The organism is Actinomadura macra NBRC 14102 (genome assembly GCF_001552215.1).
In the GTDB taxonomy this organism is placed as follows: Bacteria; Actinomycetota; Actinomycetes; order Streptosporangiales; family Streptosporangiaceae; genus Spirillospora; species Spirillospora macra.
The window spans coordinates 1-15,563 of the sequence record NZ_BCQT01000033.1; the positions used below are offsets into that span (position 1 = coordinate 1).

At 66.2% G+C, this 15,563-nt stretch carries 17 protein-coding genes; 10 read left to right on the top strand and 7 right to left on the bottom strand.

The genetic code is table 11. The features are described 5' to 3' along the window. A partial coding sequence (locus AMA02S_RS38350) for an IS3 family transposase (protein ID WP_157431125.1) occupies positions 1 to 510 on the top strand: 510 nt, incomplete at its 5' end. A gap of 2 nt (positions 511 to 512) precedes the next feature. Here the strand turns inward: AMA02S_RS38350 and AMA02S_RS38355 are convergent. After that, positions 513 to 884 (bottom strand): DUF488 family protein, encoded by a 372-nt coding sequence (locus tag AMA02S_RS38355; protein ID WP_218005267.1) that lies wholly within the window; start codon positions 882 to 884, stop codon positions 513 to 515. A gap of 78 nt (positions 885 to 962) precedes the next feature. Next, positions 963 to 1,358: a RidA family protein gene (locus AMA02S_RS38360; RefSeq protein WP_067469692.1), complete on the bottom strand. Its 396-nt coding sequence runs from the start codon at positions 1,356 to 1,358 to the stop codon at positions 963 to 965. A 136-nt stretch (positions 1,359 to 1,494) separates the two neighbouring features. Here AMA02S_RS38360 and AMA02S_RS38365 point away from each other — a divergent pair, with 136 nt between their 5' ends. Further along, complete coding sequence (locus AMA02S_RS38365) at positions 1,495 to 2,469, top strand: helix-turn-helix transcriptional regulator (protein WP_067469574.1); 975 nt, start codon at positions 1,495 to 1,497, stop codon at positions 2,467 to 2,469. 680 nt (positions 2,470 to 3,149) lie between these two features. Here the strand turns inward: AMA02S_RS38365 and AMA02S_RS38370 are convergent. Beyond that, a complete protein-coding gene (locus AMA02S_RS38370; RefSeq protein WP_157431126.1) occupies positions 3,150 to 3,833 on the bottom strand; it encodes a hypothetical protein in 684 nt (227 codons plus the stop codon). 300 nt (positions 3,834 to 4,133) lie between these two features. Here AMA02S_RS38370 and AMA02S_RS38375 point away from each other — a divergent pair, with 300 nt between their 5' ends. Both AMA02S_RS38375 and AMA02S_RS42575 read left to right on the top strand, forming a co-directional pair. After that, positions 4,134 to 5,072: an aldo/keto reductase gene (locus AMA02S_RS38375; RefSeq protein WP_067469580.1), complete on the top strand. Its 939-nt coding sequence runs from the start codon at positions 4,134 to 4,136 to the stop codon at positions 5,070 to 5,072. A gap of 526 nt (positions 5,073 to 5,598) precedes the next feature. Then, complete coding sequence (locus tag AMA02S_RS42575) at positions 5,599 to 5,763, top strand: hypothetical protein (RefSeq protein ID WP_157431127.1); 165 nt, start codon at positions 5,599 to 5,601, stop codon at positions 5,761 to 5,763. A gap of 119 nt (positions 5,764 to 5,882) precedes the next feature. Here AMA02S_RS42575 and AMA02S_RS38380 read toward each other — a convergent pair whose 3' ends face one another. Beyond that, a complete protein-coding gene (locus AMA02S_RS38380; RefSeq protein ID WP_067469583.1) occupies positions 5,883 to 6,545 on the bottom strand; it encodes a thiaminase II/PqqC family protein in 663 nt (220 codons plus the stop codon). A gap of 129 nt (positions 6,546 to 6,674) precedes the next feature. Here AMA02S_RS38380 and AMA02S_RS38385 point away from each other — a divergent pair, with 129 nt between their 5' ends. The 5 genes from AMA02S_RS38385 (at position 6,675) to AMA02S_RS43310 (ending at position 12,432) form a co-directional block, all read left to right on the top strand. Next, the gene (locus tag AMA02S_RS38385) at positions 6,675 to 7,958 is read left to right on the top strand and encodes a citrate synthase (RefSeq protein WP_067469586.1); all 1,284 of its coding nucleotides are present in this window, start codon (positions 6,675 to 6,677) and stop codon (positions 7,956 to 7,958) included. Between the two features lie 223 nt (positions 7,959 to 8,181). Further along, complete coding sequence (locus AMA02S_RS38390; RefSeq protein WP_067469589.1) at positions 8,182 to 9,405, top strand: cytochrome P450; 1,224 nt, start codon at positions 8,182 to 8,184, stop codon at positions 9,403 to 9,405. A 132-nt stretch (positions 9,406 to 9,537) separates the two neighbouring features. Continuing rightward, positions 9,538 to 10,440: a hypothetical protein gene (locus AMA02S_RS38395; RefSeq protein WP_067469592.1), complete on the top strand. Its 903-nt coding sequence runs from the start codon at positions 9,538 to 9,540 to the stop codon at positions 10,438 to 10,440. Positions 10,441 to 10,997: 557 nt separating this feature from the next. After that, positions 10,998 to 11,723: a nucleoside triphosphate pyrophosphohydrolase gene (locus AMA02S_RS43715; protein WP_067469595.1), complete on the top strand. Its 726-nt coding sequence runs from the start codon at positions 10,998 to 11,000 to the stop codon at positions 11,721 to 11,723. A 538-nt stretch (positions 11,724 to 12,261) separates the two neighbouring features. Then, positions 12,262 to 12,432, top strand: a complete 171-nt coding sequence (locus AMA02S_RS43310; RefSeq protein ID WP_174551018.1) for a hypothetical protein — start codon at positions 12,262 to 12,264, stop codon at positions 12,430 to 12,432. Here the strand turns inward: AMA02S_RS43310 and AMA02S_RS38405 are convergent. Both AMA02S_RS38405 and AMA02S_RS38410 read right to left on the bottom strand, forming a co-directional pair. After that, positions 12,424 to 13,047 carry a DUF4291 domain-containing protein gene (locus tag AMA02S_RS38405; RefSeq protein ID WP_067469598.1) on the bottom strand — a complete coding sequence of 208 codons (624 nt, stop codon included), beginning with the start codon at positions 13,045 to 13,047 and terminating at the stop codon, positions 12,424 to 12,426. The genes AMA02S_RS43310 and AMA02S_RS38405 overlap by 9 nt on opposite strands. Positions 13,048 to 13,119: 72 nt before the next feature. Continuing rightward, positions 13,120 to 13,866 carry a TetR/AcrR family transcriptional regulator gene (locus tag AMA02S_RS38410; protein WP_067469601.1) on the bottom strand — a complete coding sequence of 249 codons (747 nt, stop codon included), beginning with the start codon at positions 13,864 to 13,866 and terminating at the stop codon, positions 13,120 to 13,122. A 100-nt stretch (positions 13,867 to 13,966) separates the two neighbouring features. On the opposite strand from AMA02S_RS38410, the gene AMA02S_RS38415 reads away from it, so the two are divergent. Further along, on the top strand, positions 13,967 to 14,872 hold the full coding sequence (locus AMA02S_RS38415; protein WP_218005268.1) for a TIGR03620 family F420-dependent LLM class oxidoreductase: 906 nt from the start codon (positions 13,967 to 13,969) through the stop codon (positions 14,870 to 14,872). 22 nt (positions 14,873 to 14,894) lie between these two features. Here the strand turns inward: AMA02S_RS38415 and AMA02S_RS38420 are convergent, their stop codons facing one another. Continuing rightward, positions 14,895 to 15,554, bottom strand: a complete 660-nt coding sequence (locus AMA02S_RS38420) for a response regulator (RefSeq protein WP_067469604.1) — start codon at positions 15,552 to 15,554, stop codon at positions 14,895 to 14,897. Between the last annotated feature and the right edge of the window lie 9 nt (positions 15,555 to 15,563).

Genomic DNA, 15,563 nt, shown 5'->3' on the forward strand with positions numbered 1-15,563 from the left:
GCCGGTCCCGACCGGTTGTGGCTCACCGACATAACCGAGCACCCCACGACAGAAGGGAAACTGTATTGCGCTGCCGTGATGGATGCCTATTCCAGGCGGATCATCGGCTGGTCGATCGACACCCGCCAGGACACCGATCTGGTCATCAACGCACTCGCCATGGCCGTCACCCGGCGCACCCCGCCACCGCACTCAACCATTCTGCATTCCGACCACGGAACGCAATACACATCCTGGGCCTTCGGGAAACGTCTGCGAGATGCCGGGCTGCTCGGATCGATGGGCACGGTCGGTGACTGCTACGACAATTCCATGATGGAGTCGTTCTGGGGAACGATGCAACTGGAGTTGCTCGACACCCGGACATGGAAGACCAGGGAAGAGTTGGCCGGCGCGGTCTTTGAATGGGTCGAATGCTGGTACAATCCTCATAGACGCCATTCCAGTATCGGAATGCACAGCCCCGTCACGTTCGAAGGGCTCAACCTGCCCTCAGACACCCACGAGTGACCTCACCCTGGTGTCCGTGCAACGGGGGGAACCTCAATCGGCGTGAGGTCGACGCGGTCGAGGATCTCGGTGGTGTACAGGCGGGTGTACTCGGCAGCGAGTTCGCGGCGCGAGCGCTTGCCGACCCCTTGGCGGTCATCCTCCGCATACTGAATTCGGCGCAACTCGGTGGTTGGGGCGAGCTCGCGGTGATGCTCGTAGGCGATCCGAGCACGGGCTAGGGACGCCTGCAACTGGCGTGCATTGGCCCAGGCGTACTCGGCTCCTCGGACACCGCGGCGCTGGCGTACGTCGAGCAGCAGCCGGACGTCCGCCTGCCGCAGCCGTCGCAGGAAGGACTCGCCGCCGAAGCCGTAGACGCCGACTGTCACCATCCTGAGCACCGGAGATCACCCACCTGCCCACCTGTCGTTCGGTTCTTCCGGCAGGCCTGCCGGACGCGGCGAGTCGCATCATGCAACGGCGGTCCCCTCCAGCTCGACCATCAGGTCGGGGAGCGCCAGCCGCGCCACCCCGAGCATCGTCGTGGACGGTGCCACCCCGGCGGCGCGCAACCGCGACGCCAGTACGGCGTACTGTTCGAAGAGCTGATCGACGTCGGTGGTGTAGATGTTGAGGCGGACGAGGCTTGCGAGAGACATACCGGCCTCGCTGAGCACCGCCTCCAGGTTGTCGATGCTCAGCGCCAACTGCGCCGCCATGTCACCGGGATGCTGGGGCTGGCCGTCGCCGCTCATGGCAGTCTGTCCCGCGCAGTACAGGGTCCGGGTGTGCCCGGAGACGATCTCACCCTGGTTGTAGCCCATCTCCACCGACCACGCCCAAGGGTTGACCGCCGTTCGCTGCATTGCCGCATCAGCTCCCTTCGGTTCGTCGAGGTTACCTACGCCCATCGGCTCAGTGGCCACCGTCTCTTTCGCCATGCTGAGAAGCCTCCCCGCAATACACGACATCTTGTGTCGTGTATCCGCGTAGAGTCTTCGTATGCGCGCCGACCGCTTGGTCTCGCTGGTGCTGCTACTGCGCCGGCACGGTCGGCTGTCTGCGGCCGCGCTGGCCCGCAAGCTCGAGGTATCCACCCGCACCGTGTTGCGCGACATCGAGGCGCTGTCGGCGGCCGGTGTCCCGGTCTACGCCGAACGTGGGCGGCACGGCGGTTTCGCGCTGTTGCCCGGTTTCCGGACCGAGCTCACCGGACTGAACCACGACGAGGCCCTTGCCCTGCTGATCGCCGGATCGCGGAGGGGCGCGCAGGCATTCGGCCTCGGCTCGGCGCTCGCTTCGGCGATGCTCAAGGTGGTTGACGCGCTGCCCGAGAGCTATCGGGACACCGCGAGCGATGCGGCGCGGCGCCTTCTCATCGACCCCGAGACCGACCTGCTCTCGCGCCGGCTGCTCGCGGAGGAGGTGCCCGAGACCGTAGTGGCCGAGGTCCGGCGCGCGGTGTTCGCCGGACGCAAGCTGCGCATCCACTACGCGGCTGTGGGCCAGACCCCCAAATGGCGCACCGTGGACCCGATTGGCCTGGTCACCGTGCGGGACCAGGGCTACTTGCTGGCCACCAGGTCCGGCGCGGACCGCACCTACCGGCTGTCCCGCGTCCTGGCCGCGGAGGAACTCACCGAACCCGCACAGCGGCCAGAACGGGTCGATCTGGACCGGGCGTGGCAGGAACGCAGCACTCAGTTCCGGACCGGCGGCGACCAGGTCACCGTGCTGGTACGAGTGCACCCGGCACGGCGACAAGACCTGGTAGACACCGCACTGGCGGTTCGCACCGAAGAAGCCGACCCAGACGGCTGGTCGCGCCTGGAGGTGGACTTCCAAGACTCCAGACACGCTGAGTGGGCGCTGTGGCAACTCGCCACGAACGCGGAAGCCTTGGCCCCGCAGTGGTTGCGCACCTCCCTGCGCGACCGCGCCTCCGCGATCGCCGCTTGCTACGCAGTGTCGTCCTGAACGCTATCGCCGATCACAACGACTGCATGGTTCTCGCGGTTACTGATCGTCGACTGGCTGCCGGCGCGTCGTGACGAGAACGAGTCGGCCGCTGTCCCGTGCTGTTGAAGCCGCCTTCGAGTCGCCGACGCCAGAGCTTCGACTCAGCCTGGCCGTGAACACGTGAGGCATTGCCGAATCAGTTCGTGCAGGCCCCTCGTGGGAGCGCGGACTGCTTGCTGGCGGACCTGAACCTTCACCGGCGACACCGATAGTGACCATGGCCTGGCGCTCACCTAGCGAAGAGTAGGCGTCCTGCTGGCCGGCGCTGGAGGCGTGGGTGTTCGCGGTCGAGGTGATAGGTCCAGTAGGCACTTGGATCGCCGTTGGTGGTGATGGCCCTTGGCTTGAGAATGACCTCGGCCCCAGCCAGACGCCATCTCGCGCCGGTGATCTCCAGACGGTCATCGATCAGCTGGCGTGCTCTTCCTTCAACCTCTGGCGGTGATCGGTCCAACCTGCATCGTGGCCCAGCAACTCGTGATGGCTCGACAGGCCCAAGCTCGTCAACCCAGGTCGGTGTCGAGTCAACCATCGAGGCTGAGGCGGGCTTCGACGCCTGCCGGGCAGTCATCAGGACCAGGAAGTGGAGCAAGCAGCGATCCCTGTGGCGGTGAAGTGGTCCGCGACGCGCCAGGCTTCTATTCCTCACCGCGCTCATATCTGGCCGTTTCAGCCCTGGCAGTGACCAATGCGCGAATCTCTCGGCCGATGGTTGCGGGATCCGGCGGCTGGTCGACGGTACGGTCCACATAGGCCGTGCACTGTAGGAGCCAACTACGGAGCGCGTCCTCGATTCTGGTCTCTGACCTTCGAGTCTTGGCCAGCGCCAGTCGGCGTTTCTCTTCGAGGACTCGGCGCGCCAGGTTCTCGTCCGTGGCCAAGGCCTGGATGTCGTCGAGGGCGTAGCGGCCAAGCTGATCCGTCGGCAGGGCTCGCTCAATTGCGATCAGGTCGAACGACCTCCTCGGCCAAGCGAGGATCATTGCGGCCCCGGTCGCGTCGACGCTGTCGAGCAAAGGCCCCTTTCTGGCGGAGACGACCCTGCGTATCGACTCCGGGTCGAGCCGGTCCAGGTCACGCATGAGGTAAACCGGGTACCCACGGAAGCGGCTGATCACCTTGAGATCGCCTTGGGCGACCAGTACCTCGACGTCCCTGCGCTCGACGTCGAGCCCGATTCGTGAGGCCAACCGGGCCGCCGCCCGGGCGGAGCCTATCGGCGGATCGTCCCCGAACATCGCGATGACCGTGGCGCCGTTTCCCCTGTTCTCCTCAGCGAGCCGGGCAGACCATCGTTCGCCGTCGACGTCGGGAGCCGGCACGAGTCCGTGCTCCCGCCCGACCCGTAGCTGCCAGCGGGACAGTCCAAGGTGACCCGCGAACTGGTGAGGACCGAAGTCACCACGAATGATCTGAGCAGCCATCATGACCCTCCTGTCTCGATGAACATTGGCAGGACCACCATCTCTCGGGTCGCCCAACAGAAATAGTGGAATGTGATTCTGTGGATAACTTTTCGGTCGGCGTCACTTCGCACGAAATCAATTGATTGCCAAATTCTGTGGACATATCGGGCGTGCGTCCCTGGATCGAAGACCTACTGGTCGTGACACTCTGAGAGGATGGATGTGATACGGCGGTTCGGCATCGGTCTGGCGGCAGTGGGACGGCCGGCATACATCAATGTGGGGAGAGCCGAGGCGCTCCCCGAAGACCGCAGCGTGGCCGAACTACGCCGCGCAACCTGGGATGTCCTGGACGTTGCGTACGCGGCAGGCATCCGCTGGGTGGACGCAGCGCGATCCTACGGTCGAGCAGAGGAGTTCCTGAGTGGATGGCTCTCCGCGCGAGGCCTGCACGACGTGAACGTCTCCAGCAAGTGGGGTTATACCTACGTCGGCGATTGGAAGATGGACGCGGCGGTCCACGAGGTCAAGGAGCACAGTCTCCGGCGCTATCGCGAGCAGTACGACGAGACGACCGCACTACTCGACGGTCACCTGGCCGTGTACCAGGTGCATTCGCTGACTGAGGAGAGTCCACTGTTCCAGGACATTCGGCTGCAGGCTGCACTCCTGGAGACCGGTCGGAACGGTGTGCGCGTCGGCTTCTCGACCTCCGGCCCAAGGCAGGCCGAGACGATACGGCGTGCGATGGCGCTTGAGGTGTCTGGAGAACCGCTCTTCAGCACTGTCCAAGCAACATGGAACCTCCTCGAAACGTCGGCCGCGGTGGCACTGAAGGAGGCACACGAGGCGGGGCTGCACGTCCTGCTCAAAGAGGTCTTGGCCAACGGGAGACTCGCCGTCCTTCCTCCCGCGCACGTGCGACGCGCCGCGTCCAAGCACCAGACACGACCAGACGCGTTGGCACTGGCGGGCGCCTTGAGTCAACCGTGGGCGGATACCGTCCTCATCGGGGCGGCGAGTCCAGCGCAGTTGGAGTCGAACCTGGAGGCGATGAAGGTGTCCCTTGTTGAAGAGGACCTGGATGCACTGGCCACCTTGAGTCTTCCGCCCGAACGCTACTGGGCCGAGCGAAACGCACTCCCCTGGACGTGATCCTCCCCGTTCGGATGTGCAAGCCGGTTCGTGGCACGATGAAGCTCGCCCACCATGATCGGATCTCGCGCCCATGCACCCTGGTCCCCCACAGATGATCGGCCCCTATCGTGTGGTCACACGGCTGGGCTCAGGAGGGATGGCGAGGTCTTCCTCGCAACGTCACCGAGCAGGCGGCTCGTGGCTGTGAAGGTGATACGACAGGAACTACTAGGCGATCCCAAGTGGCGTGCCCGGTTTCGCCATGAAGTGAGGTCGGCTCAGTCGGTCAGTGGTTTCTACACAGCGCCCGTCGTCGACGCGGATCCGGACGCCGATCAGCCGTGGCTCGCGACACAGTTCATCCGTGGCGTGAGCCTTTCCGCTGTAGTGCGGGAGAAGGGGCCACTGCCTGAGCAGGCGGCGTGCAGGCTGGGCGCCGGACCTCGTTTTCGCTGCGACCGGCGCGGCACCGTTCGGTACCGGCCACAAGGTCCGCGGTCGCATCGTCCATCGCGACCCTGACCTCAGCCGATTGCCGGATCCCATGCGTGGGCTCGTGACGCGGTGTCTCGTCAAGGAGGCAGCGGAGCGCCCGTCGCCGGATCAGGTCCTCATCGCCCTGTCCACGCTTCTGGACGCGCACTATGGGGAGGAGTGGCTACCTGCGGACTTCGCCGAGCTCATCAAGGCGTCCAGGAGAGAACACTGATCGAAATCACGGCCGAGCTACCAAACGTGCGCGAGTGAATACAAAAGGTAACGACAGTGTGCGGGTGAGGCAGATCGCCGCCTCCGAGGAGCGGCGCGGGTAGCGCTTAGCTTTACCTTCTAGGGCAATCCCTCTGCGAGCGCATCCCAGAAGGCGTTCTCGTAAGCGTGCAGGAGGCGCGCTGCGCGAGCGATCTCTTGTGGGTCGTCGCCCGCCGCCAGGCCGGCGCTGACGACCGCCAAGGCCCGCTCTTCGAAGCCGGGAGGCGACTCGGCGAAGAACGTAAAGAACGCCACCGCGTCCTCGTCGAGGCCATAGTGAACGCCGAGGGCCTTGGCCGTGCGGGAGCAGTAGGCGCCCCACTCCTCAAGGTTGGCGAGCATGGCGAGAGCGACCTCGGCGGCGGTCCCGAAGACGGCGCGCTGTGCAAGGTAGGCGGGGTACGTCTGAGCGAACGGATGGGGCTCGTACGCGTTGAGATTCTTCTCACTTTCACCGAGCGCGACGACGAATCCGTCCAGCAGCTTGAGCGCTTGCGCCTCGCCTTGCGCGAGGTCCAGGAACAGGTCGCCGGCGGGTGAATCCGGATACCGCGCGGCCAACAGGGCGAAACTACGCCGGTCGCTACTGACGATCCGATACTCCTCTCCGGCCAGCCAGACCAGGCGTTCTCGGGGCAAGCGGCCTGTTTCCAGCAGGTCGAGGAACCTGTTCCCGGTCGGCGCGGCCGCGATCTCGTCTCGGACGCGCGCGGCGAGTTCGGTGGCGATGTGGTCGCTCATGCACCCACCGGAACACCATGGCGGGCCCGCCGTCAACGAGCCGGGCCCGGATTGGCCCGTGTGATCACGTGGATACGATGAAGAGCGGAGCGTCTGCGCAGGTGTGGACGGAGTTGGGAGCGAGCGAGTATGTCGGATTTCGAGCTCAGCCACGCGGGCGGTCGCATGCCCCTCGAGGTGACGGACGCGACTGAGGGGCCCTCTGGGTTGGGTGTGGGCAGTCTCCTGAAGGAGACCGGTCACGTCACCCTTGACCCCGGGTTCACCAACACCGCCTCCACCACGTCGTCGATCACGTATATCGACGGCGAAGCGGGCATCTTGCGCTACCGGGGCTATCCGATCGAGGAGCTGGCGGAGAAGTCGTCCTTCCTCGAGGTCGCCTACCTGCTGATCTACGGCGAGCTGCCGACCGCCGACCTGCTCTCGGAGTTCACCGACAGCATCCGCAACCACACGCTGCTGGACGAGAAGTTCCGCGCGTTCTTCTCCGCCTTCCCACGCCGCGCGCATCCGATGGCGGTCCTGTCGTCCGCGGTCAGCGCGCTGTCGACGTTCTACCAGGACAGCCTCGATCCCTTCGATCCCGACCAGGTCGATCAGTCCAGCATCCGGCTCATCGCCAAGCTGCCCACGATCGCTGCGTACGCGTACAAGACCTCCATCGGGCAACCGCTGCTCTACCCGGACAACTCCCATGGGTACGTGGAGAACTTCCTTCGCATGACCTTTGGCCTGCCCACGCAGCCGTACGAGATCGACCCCGAGATCGTACGGGTGCTGGACATGCTGTTCGTCCTGCACGCCGACCACGAGCAGAACTGCTCCACGTCGACCGTACGGCTGGTGGGCTCCAGCCAGGCGAACCTGTTCTCCTCGGTCTCCGCGGGTGTCGATGCCCTGTTCGGACCGCTCCACGGAGGCGCGAACCAGGCCGTGCTGGAAATGCTGGAGAGGATTCACGAGAACGGCGACAACGTCGACTCGTTCGTCCAGCGCGTGAAGAACAAGGAGCCGGGCGTCAAGCTGATGGGCTTCGGGCACCGCGTGTACCGCAACTACGACCCGCGTGCGGCCGTTGTGAAGAAGGCCACCGGCAAGGTCCTGGAAGCCCTCGGAAAATCCGACCCGCTGCTTGACCTCGCGATGCGCCTGGAGGAGGTCGCCCTGAGCGACGACTACTTCGTCGAGCGCAAGCTCTACCCGAACGTCGACTTCTACACCGGTGTCATCTACAAGGCGATGGGCTTCCCGACCAACGCCTTCACGGTGCTGTTCGCGCTCGGCCGGCTGCCCGGCTGGATCGCCCAGTGGCGCGAGATGATGAACGACACGGCCACTAAGATCGGACGTCCGCGTCAGGTGTACGTGGGGCCGAGCGAGCGGCACTACGTGGATCTTTCCGCCCGCTGACGACACGGTCCGGTCGCGGCGTGAACTGCGACGACGCGTGCGAGGGCCGTTCCGTGCGAGCGACGCCTGCGCGCGCACCGGGCGGGCTGAGGGCCCGTCCGGTGCGCCCTCGTCAGCCGGGCAGAACAGAGCCGTACGTTCTCACCGCCCGCCGTCACTGATCGCATCTCCTAAACAGCCGGGTTAACCTGTGGTCGATTCCTCACGGAAGGCGGCCTGATCAGTGCCCTCCATCGTCGAGACACGCCTGACGAACTTAGACTTCTGGGAAAGACCACAAAGAGAGCGCGACGAGTTGTTCGCCGCACTTCGGGCGGTGGAGGGGCGAGTGTACTGCCCGCTATCCGAAGGTCCCGGTTTCTACGCGCTCACGCGGCATGAACAGGTCAGCGAGGCCAGCCGGCATCCCGAGGTGTTCAGCTCGCAACCCACCGCCGTCAGCGTCATCGACCCGGCGCCGGAAGTCATCGAATATCGCGGGTCCATGATCAGTCTGGATGATCCACGGCATGCCAGGCTCCGCCGAATCGTCTCCCGCTCATTCACCCCGCGCATGATCCAGCGCTTTACCGGTGATGTGACCGTGCTGGCCCGCCGACTCGTGGACGAGCTGGCTGACCGGGGCCCCTGCGATTTCGTCAAGCATGTCGCCACTCCGATGCCACTCCAGATCATCTGTTCCATGATGGGCATCCCCGACTCCGCCTATGGCGACGTCATCGACGCCACCAACGCGATCCTGGCGATCGGCGATCCCGACTATGTCGGCCCAGACGGCAAGGACCGCACGACAACGATGCGCGAGAAGTTCTCCTACCTTCACGCACTCATGGCTGACCTGGGACGACTGCGTCGCGAACAGCCCGCGGACGATCTGGTGACCGCGCTGACGAACGCGAACGTGGATGGTGAGGCTCTCACCGATGTCGAATTGGGGCGATTCTTCACGCTCCTGGTCGTGGCGGGCAACGAGACCACTCGAAACGCTCTGTCACACGCCCTCGTGCTCCTCAGCGCGAACCCCGATCAGCGGACATTACTTCTTTCGGACATGAACCGGCGACTTCCCGGCGCGGTCGAGGAGGTTGTCCGCTACGCGTCCCCGGTGACGTGGATGCGCCGCACTCTGACTCGCGACTACGAGCTCCAAGGGCATGTCTACCGGTCCGGAGAAAGAGTCGTGCTGTACTACAACTCCGCCAACCGCGACGAGGCCATGTTCAAAGATCCGCATACGTTCAGCATCACACGCTCCCCCAACCCACACATCGGGTTCGGAGCTCCTGGCCCACACTTCTGTCTCGGGGCCCACCTGGCCAGGCGCGAGATTACAGAGCTACTCCGCGAGCTCTATGGGCGCCTTCCGAATATTCACGCAACAGCGACTGCCTCCCGCCAGCGCTCCAGTTTCATCAACGGAATTAAGTCCCTACCCTGCGCCTTCTAGATTCCGTCATATGAGACATCCAGCGCATTTCTGTACCTAGTTATCCACAGAATCCTGTTCCACTTCCGTCAGACGGGCGCCTCCCCAAGGCTGGACCAACACACCAGTCCGCCGACGGCTCAGGGAGTTGCCATGTCCATCACCATCACGGTGCCCGAGAAGATCACCACCGGCTTCGTGGTCACAACGGATCGGGTACCCGACGACATCCCCAGCGCGATCCGCCAGTGCCTGCCGGCGCTGTTCACGACCCCGGTGACGGAACGACTGGGCACCCCTCGTCTCGCCATATCCGAGCACCGAGCGGACGAGTCGCAGTGGGACATGGGCGAACTGACGTCCACCGAGGAAGATGACGTCCGGAAGGCACGGCAGGCCCCATGGCACATCAGCGTGGTTTCCGTCCTCCCTGCCACCGATCTCCCTCAGGGCCTGCACCTGGCCCGCGTCGCGACCGAGGCGCTCGCTGAATCGCTCTGCGGTGTACCCGTGGACATGAGTACTGCCCGTGTGCTCCCAGGCAACCCCTTCGGCCATTCCGAGACATTCGTGCTCGCCGATGACTGGATAGGCACCTCCCTGCCGCCTTCTCGGAACGCCGGCCGATGTCCCGCCGATGCGGACGACATCGACGGCTGCGCCTGCGTCGACCTCAGCACCCGTGGCCTGCGTCGCTTCGGCCTGCCAGACCTCGCAATCACGAACGTGGCCTGCTCACACGACCTGGCGGCCCTCAACGTCCTACGCACGACCGCTCAACGGCTCCTCCCCCTGGGCCGACATCCGGGCAAACACGTCCTGCCCGAGGAACTCCTTCTCACGAGCAACGACTTCTCCGCCTTCTGGGGCAGCCATGGGCCGCTCTGGGACGACGGCCCCCTCCCGGTTCGGCTAGGTGAGATCGCGTCCGGCCGACTGAGCATCAATGCACCAGAAGACTTCCCTGGCAGCTTGAACGAATGGCTCTGGGATGAGCTCCCGCCTATCCTGCACGAACTGCTGAGCTGCGAACCCGACGACTTGCATCCGACCTGATGGCCGACCAGCCATGCGGCGCCGGCCAGCGGGTCACGGCCCACCGCAACGGCGCCGGCCGTCCACCCCGGCGCCGCAACCGGCACGGGGGTGGGAACGGCTAAAGGGTTCGGGCGGCGAGCGGCGACATGGGGCTGGTGGATGGGATGAGAGGGTTCGACGGGATTGAAGCCACTGGCCAAGATTCGCTGTCGTGGGCATGGGACGTGTAGTCGATTCTGGGGCGCACTTTGAGGTAGAGCCGTTCAGACGGATGCACCTCACACGAGTCGCGAGTCGCGACCCGCGCCTACGGTGCCGGGCTCGGCGGTGAGGTTGTGGTCCGTCCCGCCGGTCAGATCCAGCAGCACGCACCGTCGCCGGACTCCACGATCCTCACCTTGAGCGCCGCCCGTGGGGCGTTGCCTATGCTCGCTCCCGGGTCCAGGCTGACCGGGTCCTCGGTGCCGACCCGCATGGGGACGCGACTTGGGCCGTTTGCCCCTCCTAGCGGTCCGGCTCGCGCTTCTATGACCACGCCCGCGAAAACCTGGGGTCCATCCGGTTAGCGTCTGCTTATGAAGGACGAGGAAGTCGCGCCTGAGCTGGCGAGAGTTTTGACGGACATCGCGGCTGAGCGTGACGCTCAGGACCGGATGTGGGGTTGTCAGGAATTTCCCGACGGGAGCGGACCGGAGTTCATCGAGCTCGCGGAGAAGGCTAAGCGGGAGTGCAGCGCAGCGGCGAAGCAGGGGCGACTGACGTGGCGCCATGTGCTCACCGAGGAGTTCTTCGAAGCGCTCGCCGAGACGGAACCCGGCAGGCTTCGCACCGAACTGGTTCAGACGGCCGCGGTCGCCGTGAAATGGATCGAGTCTCTGGATCGGCGACGTGGCGGAGCGGTGCATCGCACCAAGGTAGGCAGGGGGCTCACTGAAAAGCTCGTCCGTGACCGGATACCCGAGGTCATTGAGAGCACAGGACGGCAGGCCGAGTGCCGCGTCGCCGGTCCGGACGAGTACGAGGCATTGCTGCGCGCCAAGCTGTACGAGGAGGCGGGCGAGTATGTCGCGAGCGGCGACCCCGATGAACTCGCCGATCTGCTGGAGGTCGTCCATGCGTTGGCGGCAGCCCACCGGCTCACGCCGGACGAGTTGGAGGCGCGCCGAGCAGCTAAGGCAACAGAGCGGGGTGGGTTCTCCGGACGAGTCGTTCTGCGATTGGCGGACGACCACCAGGTTCGTGCCGGTGCGGTCAGGACCAAACCTGCCGGAGGGTCCAGGGGCCAGCGGGAGAGGCGATGACTTCAGCGATCGCGGATCCCTCGGGGGTGTTGACCTGGAGACGGTAGAACCGTGCCTGGCCGGGTGCTTGCCATTCCTCCAGGACCCGGCGCACCCGGTAGTGACCGTGAGCGCCGGAGATCTGCGATGGGCGGCCCGTGGAGGTGGTCTCTGCGGAGACGGGTTCATCGATACGCACGGAACGACACCCTAGCCCGAACACATGTTCGAGAACAGTGGGACGCGCGGGTTTCGTGAGGAGTTCCTCTCCACGATGGGAGACTGGGGCGAGGGCCGAGGGCTGGTCGTTCAGAGGTCCCCGGGGCGGGGGCGGCCTTGCTTCGTGGAGGGTAACGAGGACCCTAGGCTCCCGGAGGCTCTGGGGGCCCATGTTGCTGCCACCAGTGCGCGAGTTGCTGGCCAGCGCCGGGCTGTGGTGGCGGAGCGATCTCACAGGGGCGGGGGCCGGAAACATGGCGAGCTACGTGCCTATAGAGCCGGTGGACGAGCTTGGTACTGGCATCGGCTCGTTCCGGAACTGCGCAGGTACGGTCATGCAGTGGTGGCCGTGGATCTTCCGGCCGGGGACGGCGATGCAGGGCTCCAGGAATACGCCGACGTTGTGGTTGAGGCGATCGATGATCGGGGCGAACTCATCGTGGTGGCGCAGTCCATGGGGGAGGAACTCGCCGAGAGGCTTGAGACGTACCGCCGGGGGCGATCAGCGTGATCTCTCCGGTCCGGCGGCAGAGTCCGCGCCGAGGCGGTGGGCCAGGTCGGCTGACAACGGATATGGACGTTCTGGGGGAAGAAGTGCCCTGGCCTTGCCGACCTGACCGGCCTGGACCAGCCGATGCATTGTGCGGACAAGTGGTGTGCGGTCGTCGATCCCGATGATCCAGTCGTCGACGTAGTGGTCGACGATGTGCCGGCTCAGTCCGATCTGGATGCTCCGCGCCTCCATCTTCTGGCCTCGTAGCGAACGTTCCGGGTCCCACTGGACGTGGACGACGGCCTTCGCGAACCGCTCGCGCCATTCGTCGGAACTGCGGAAGACGCGCCGGTCCGGGTCTGTGGGGACGGCGAGGCCGAGTGCCTCCTCCCAGCCCGCACGGCTGATCCGGACCGCGAGTATCGATTCCTGCCCAGGTTTCCGTGCCCAGTTGCTGCGCGCCATCAGCCACAGGAAGGACGGTTTGATCCAGGTCATGCGGTGCCGGGAGAAAGGTGGCAGGAACGTGCCGTGCTCCGCCGCGGGCCCACCGATCTCAGGTCCGTAGGCCTGGTAGACAGTGATCGAGTCGCGGTCGTGGGCTGCGCGGATCTCGCGTGTGGGCGTTTTCAAGCGGGCTCCTGGGTGGGGATAAGCCCAGCGTGCCGCGCGGATGAGGGGGGATCAATCGGATTTTCCAAGGGTTCAGGATGTGGTGTGGCGGCGACGGTGGGCCTTCTGACGGCAGGTGGCACCGCAGTAGCGGGCGGGACGGCCCGTCCGGGCGGCCGCCAGTGGCGTTCCGCAGACCTCACATCCTCTGGTTTCGTTACGTGACACCAGATCCGTTACGTTACGGGACTGAGCCGGGAGCACTGGACCCGGAGACGGGCGAAGCGCGTCACAGGCGAGGGTCGTCATGCGGCCAGGCGGTCCCGTCGAGCGGTGCCGCCGTTCCATGATCATGCATCCGACCAGCAGGGTCCGGATGTCGGTGACGTCCACGTCGTCCCGTACACCACCCGCTTCCTGGGCCCTTCGCAGCAGCACGGCGAGAGCGGCCGTGAAGTCCTCGTCCACGCAGCGGTAGTCGAAGGCACCGATACCGTCGTCCAGCGCCAGGGCCTCGCACAGCGCGTGGTTGACCATCGCCCGCTCGACCACCCATGTCACGAAACCATAGAACGCTTCCACCGGGTCCCCGGTGTCGGCAAGCGCTTTCGCCTCGTCCACGATCCGCACGACGCGGTTGGCGACGACGGCTGTGAACAGGGCCTCCTTGGTCGGGAAGTTGCGGTAGACGGTCCCGGCCCCGACGCCGGCCCTGCGTGCGATCTCGTCGAGCGGGACGAGCCTGCCGTCGGTGGAGAAGGCGTCGAGTGCCGCCTGCAGGATCCGCTCACGGTTCCGGAGCGCGTCGGCGCGGCGAGGGACGGGCGGTTCGGCGGTCACCGGCGGCCTCCTTCGGAGCGGACGTTGACAACCGGGGCATGCGTTCCGGTACCGTCCTAAACGGGCTAACGGTTCCGATTGTACGGCGGACGAGGGAGACATGATGGCGAACACCGCGGTGAACGAGGCACGGCGCCGGCTCGGACGGGTCGGGGTCGGGCTGATGACGCCCCTCGCACCGGCCGAGGAGTGGCGCAACGCGGCGGCGCGGGTCGAGAAGGCCGGCTACGGGTCGATCTGGGTGAACGAGGGTGTCGGCGGGCGCGAGGTCTTCACGCAGCTGGGCGTGATGCTCGCCGCCACCGACCGGATCGTCCTGGGGTCGGGAATCGCGAACGTGTGGGCACGCCATCCCGCCACGATGCAGGGCGCCGCGTCCGTGCTGGCCGACGCCTATCCCGGCCGCCTGGCGCTCGGGGTCGGCGTCAGCATGGGCTTCCTGGTCGAGCAGAGCGGCCAGCAGTGGACCAGCCCGCTGCGCAAGATGCGCGAGTACTTGGACGGGATGGACGCGGCCGTCGAGTCCGCGCCGGTGCCGTCGGTCCCGTTCCCGCGGGTGGTCGCCGCGCTGGGGCCGAAGATGCAGGGGCTGGCGCGTGACGGCGCGGACGGTGCGCTGCCCGCGATGATGCCCCCCGAGCACACTCGCCGCGCGCGGAAGCTGCTCGGCCCGGACAAGCTGCTGATCATCGTCCAGGCCGTCATCCCCGAGAGCGATCCCGCGACGGCGCGCGCCGTCGCCCGGCAGACCCCGACGCTGACCTTGCCGGGATCGCCTTACCTCCGAGCGCTCAAGGACCTGGGTTACGACGACGCGGCGCTGGCGGACGGCACCTCCGACGAGGTCATCGACGCCTGTTTCGCCTGGGGCGACATGGCCGCCATCTCGGGGCGGGTCCAGGAGCACCTCGACGCCGGCGCCGACCACGTCATCACCACGGTGTTCGCGCCGGATCTGGCCTCGGCGGCCGACCAGTTCGAGCAACTGGCGCCCGCCCTCGTCTAGGAGCAGGCTGCCCGGGGCCGGCTCAGCGGGGTTGGACCAGGCCGGTCTCGTAGGCGGCGATGACCAGCTGGGCACGGTCGCGGGCGCGGAGCTTGGCGAGCAGGTGTCCGATGTGGGTCTTCACAGTGGCAGGACTGAGGTGCAGGTACTCGGCCAGTTCGTTGTTGGACAGGCCGCGTGCGATGAGCGCGAGGACTTCGCGCTCACGTTCGGTGACACCGTCCAGTCCCGGGGGCGGCGGCTGGACGGGGGCCGGACGCCGGATGAACTCGGCGATCAGACGGCGGGTCACGGTGGGCGCGAGGAGCGAGTCGCCCGCGGCGACCACCCTGACGGCCGACAGCAGGTCGGCGGGCGGGGTGTCCTTCAGCAGGAACCCGCTGGCCCCCGCCCGCAACGCGGAGTAGACGTAGGAGTCCAGGTCGAAGGTCGTGAGGATCAGGACACGGACGTCCGACAGCTCGGAGCAGATGCGGCGGGTCGCCTCGATACCATCCATCTCCGGCATCCGAACGTCCATGAGGACGACGTCGGGGCGTTCCCGGGCGGCCAGGTCGACGGCCTCGGCGCCGGTGCCGGCCTCGCCCACGGTCCGGAGGCCGGGAGCGGTGTCGACCAGGACGCGAAAGCTGCCGCGCAGCAGCGCCTGGTCGTCGGCGACGAGGACGCGGATCTCGTCCAAGGAACTCCT

Excerpts from the sequence above, each read along its gene's own strand:
- AMA02S_RS38355 (WP_218005267.1), bottom strand. The coding sequence starts at position 884 with ATGGTGACAGTCGGCGTCTACGGCTTCGGCGGCGAGTCCTTCCTGCGA.
- AMA02S_RS38360 (WP_067469692.1), bottom strand. The coding sequence starts at position 1,358 with ATGCAGCGAACGGCGGTCAACCCTTGGGCGTGGTCGGTGGAGATGGGC.
- AMA02S_RS38365 (WP_067469574.1), top strand. The coding sequence starts at position 1,495 with ATGCGCGCCGACCGCTTGGTCTCGCTGGTGCTGCTACTGCGCCGGCAC.
- AMA02S_RS38375 (WP_067469580.1), top strand. The coding sequence starts at position 4,134 with ATGGATGTGATACGGCGGTTCGGCATCGGTCTGGCGGCAGTGGGACGG.
- AMA02S_RS42575 (WP_157431127.1), top strand. The coding sequence starts at position 5,599 with ATGCGTGGGCTCGTGACGCGGTGTCTCGTCAAGGAGGCAGCGGAGCGC.
- AMA02S_RS38380 (WP_067469583.1), bottom strand. The coding sequence starts at position 6,545 with ATGAGCGACCACATCGCCACCGAACTCGCCGCGCGCGTCCGAGACGAG.
- AMA02S_RS38385 (WP_067469586.1), top strand. The coding sequence starts at position 6,675 with ATGTCGGATTTCGAGCTCAGCCACGCGGGCGGTCGCATGCCCCTCGAG.
- AMA02S_RS38395 (WP_067469592.1), top strand. The coding sequence starts at position 9,538 with ATGTCCATCACCATCACGGTGCCCGAGAAGATCACCACCGGCTTCGTG.
- AMA02S_RS43715 (WP_067469595.1), top strand. The coding sequence starts at position 10,998 with ATGAAGGACGAGGAAGTCGCGCCTGAGCTGGCGAGAGTTTTGACGGAC.
- AMA02S_RS38415 (WP_218005268.1), top strand. The coding sequence starts at position 13,967 with ATGATGGCGAACACCGCGGTGAACGAGGCACGGCGCCGGCTCGGACGG.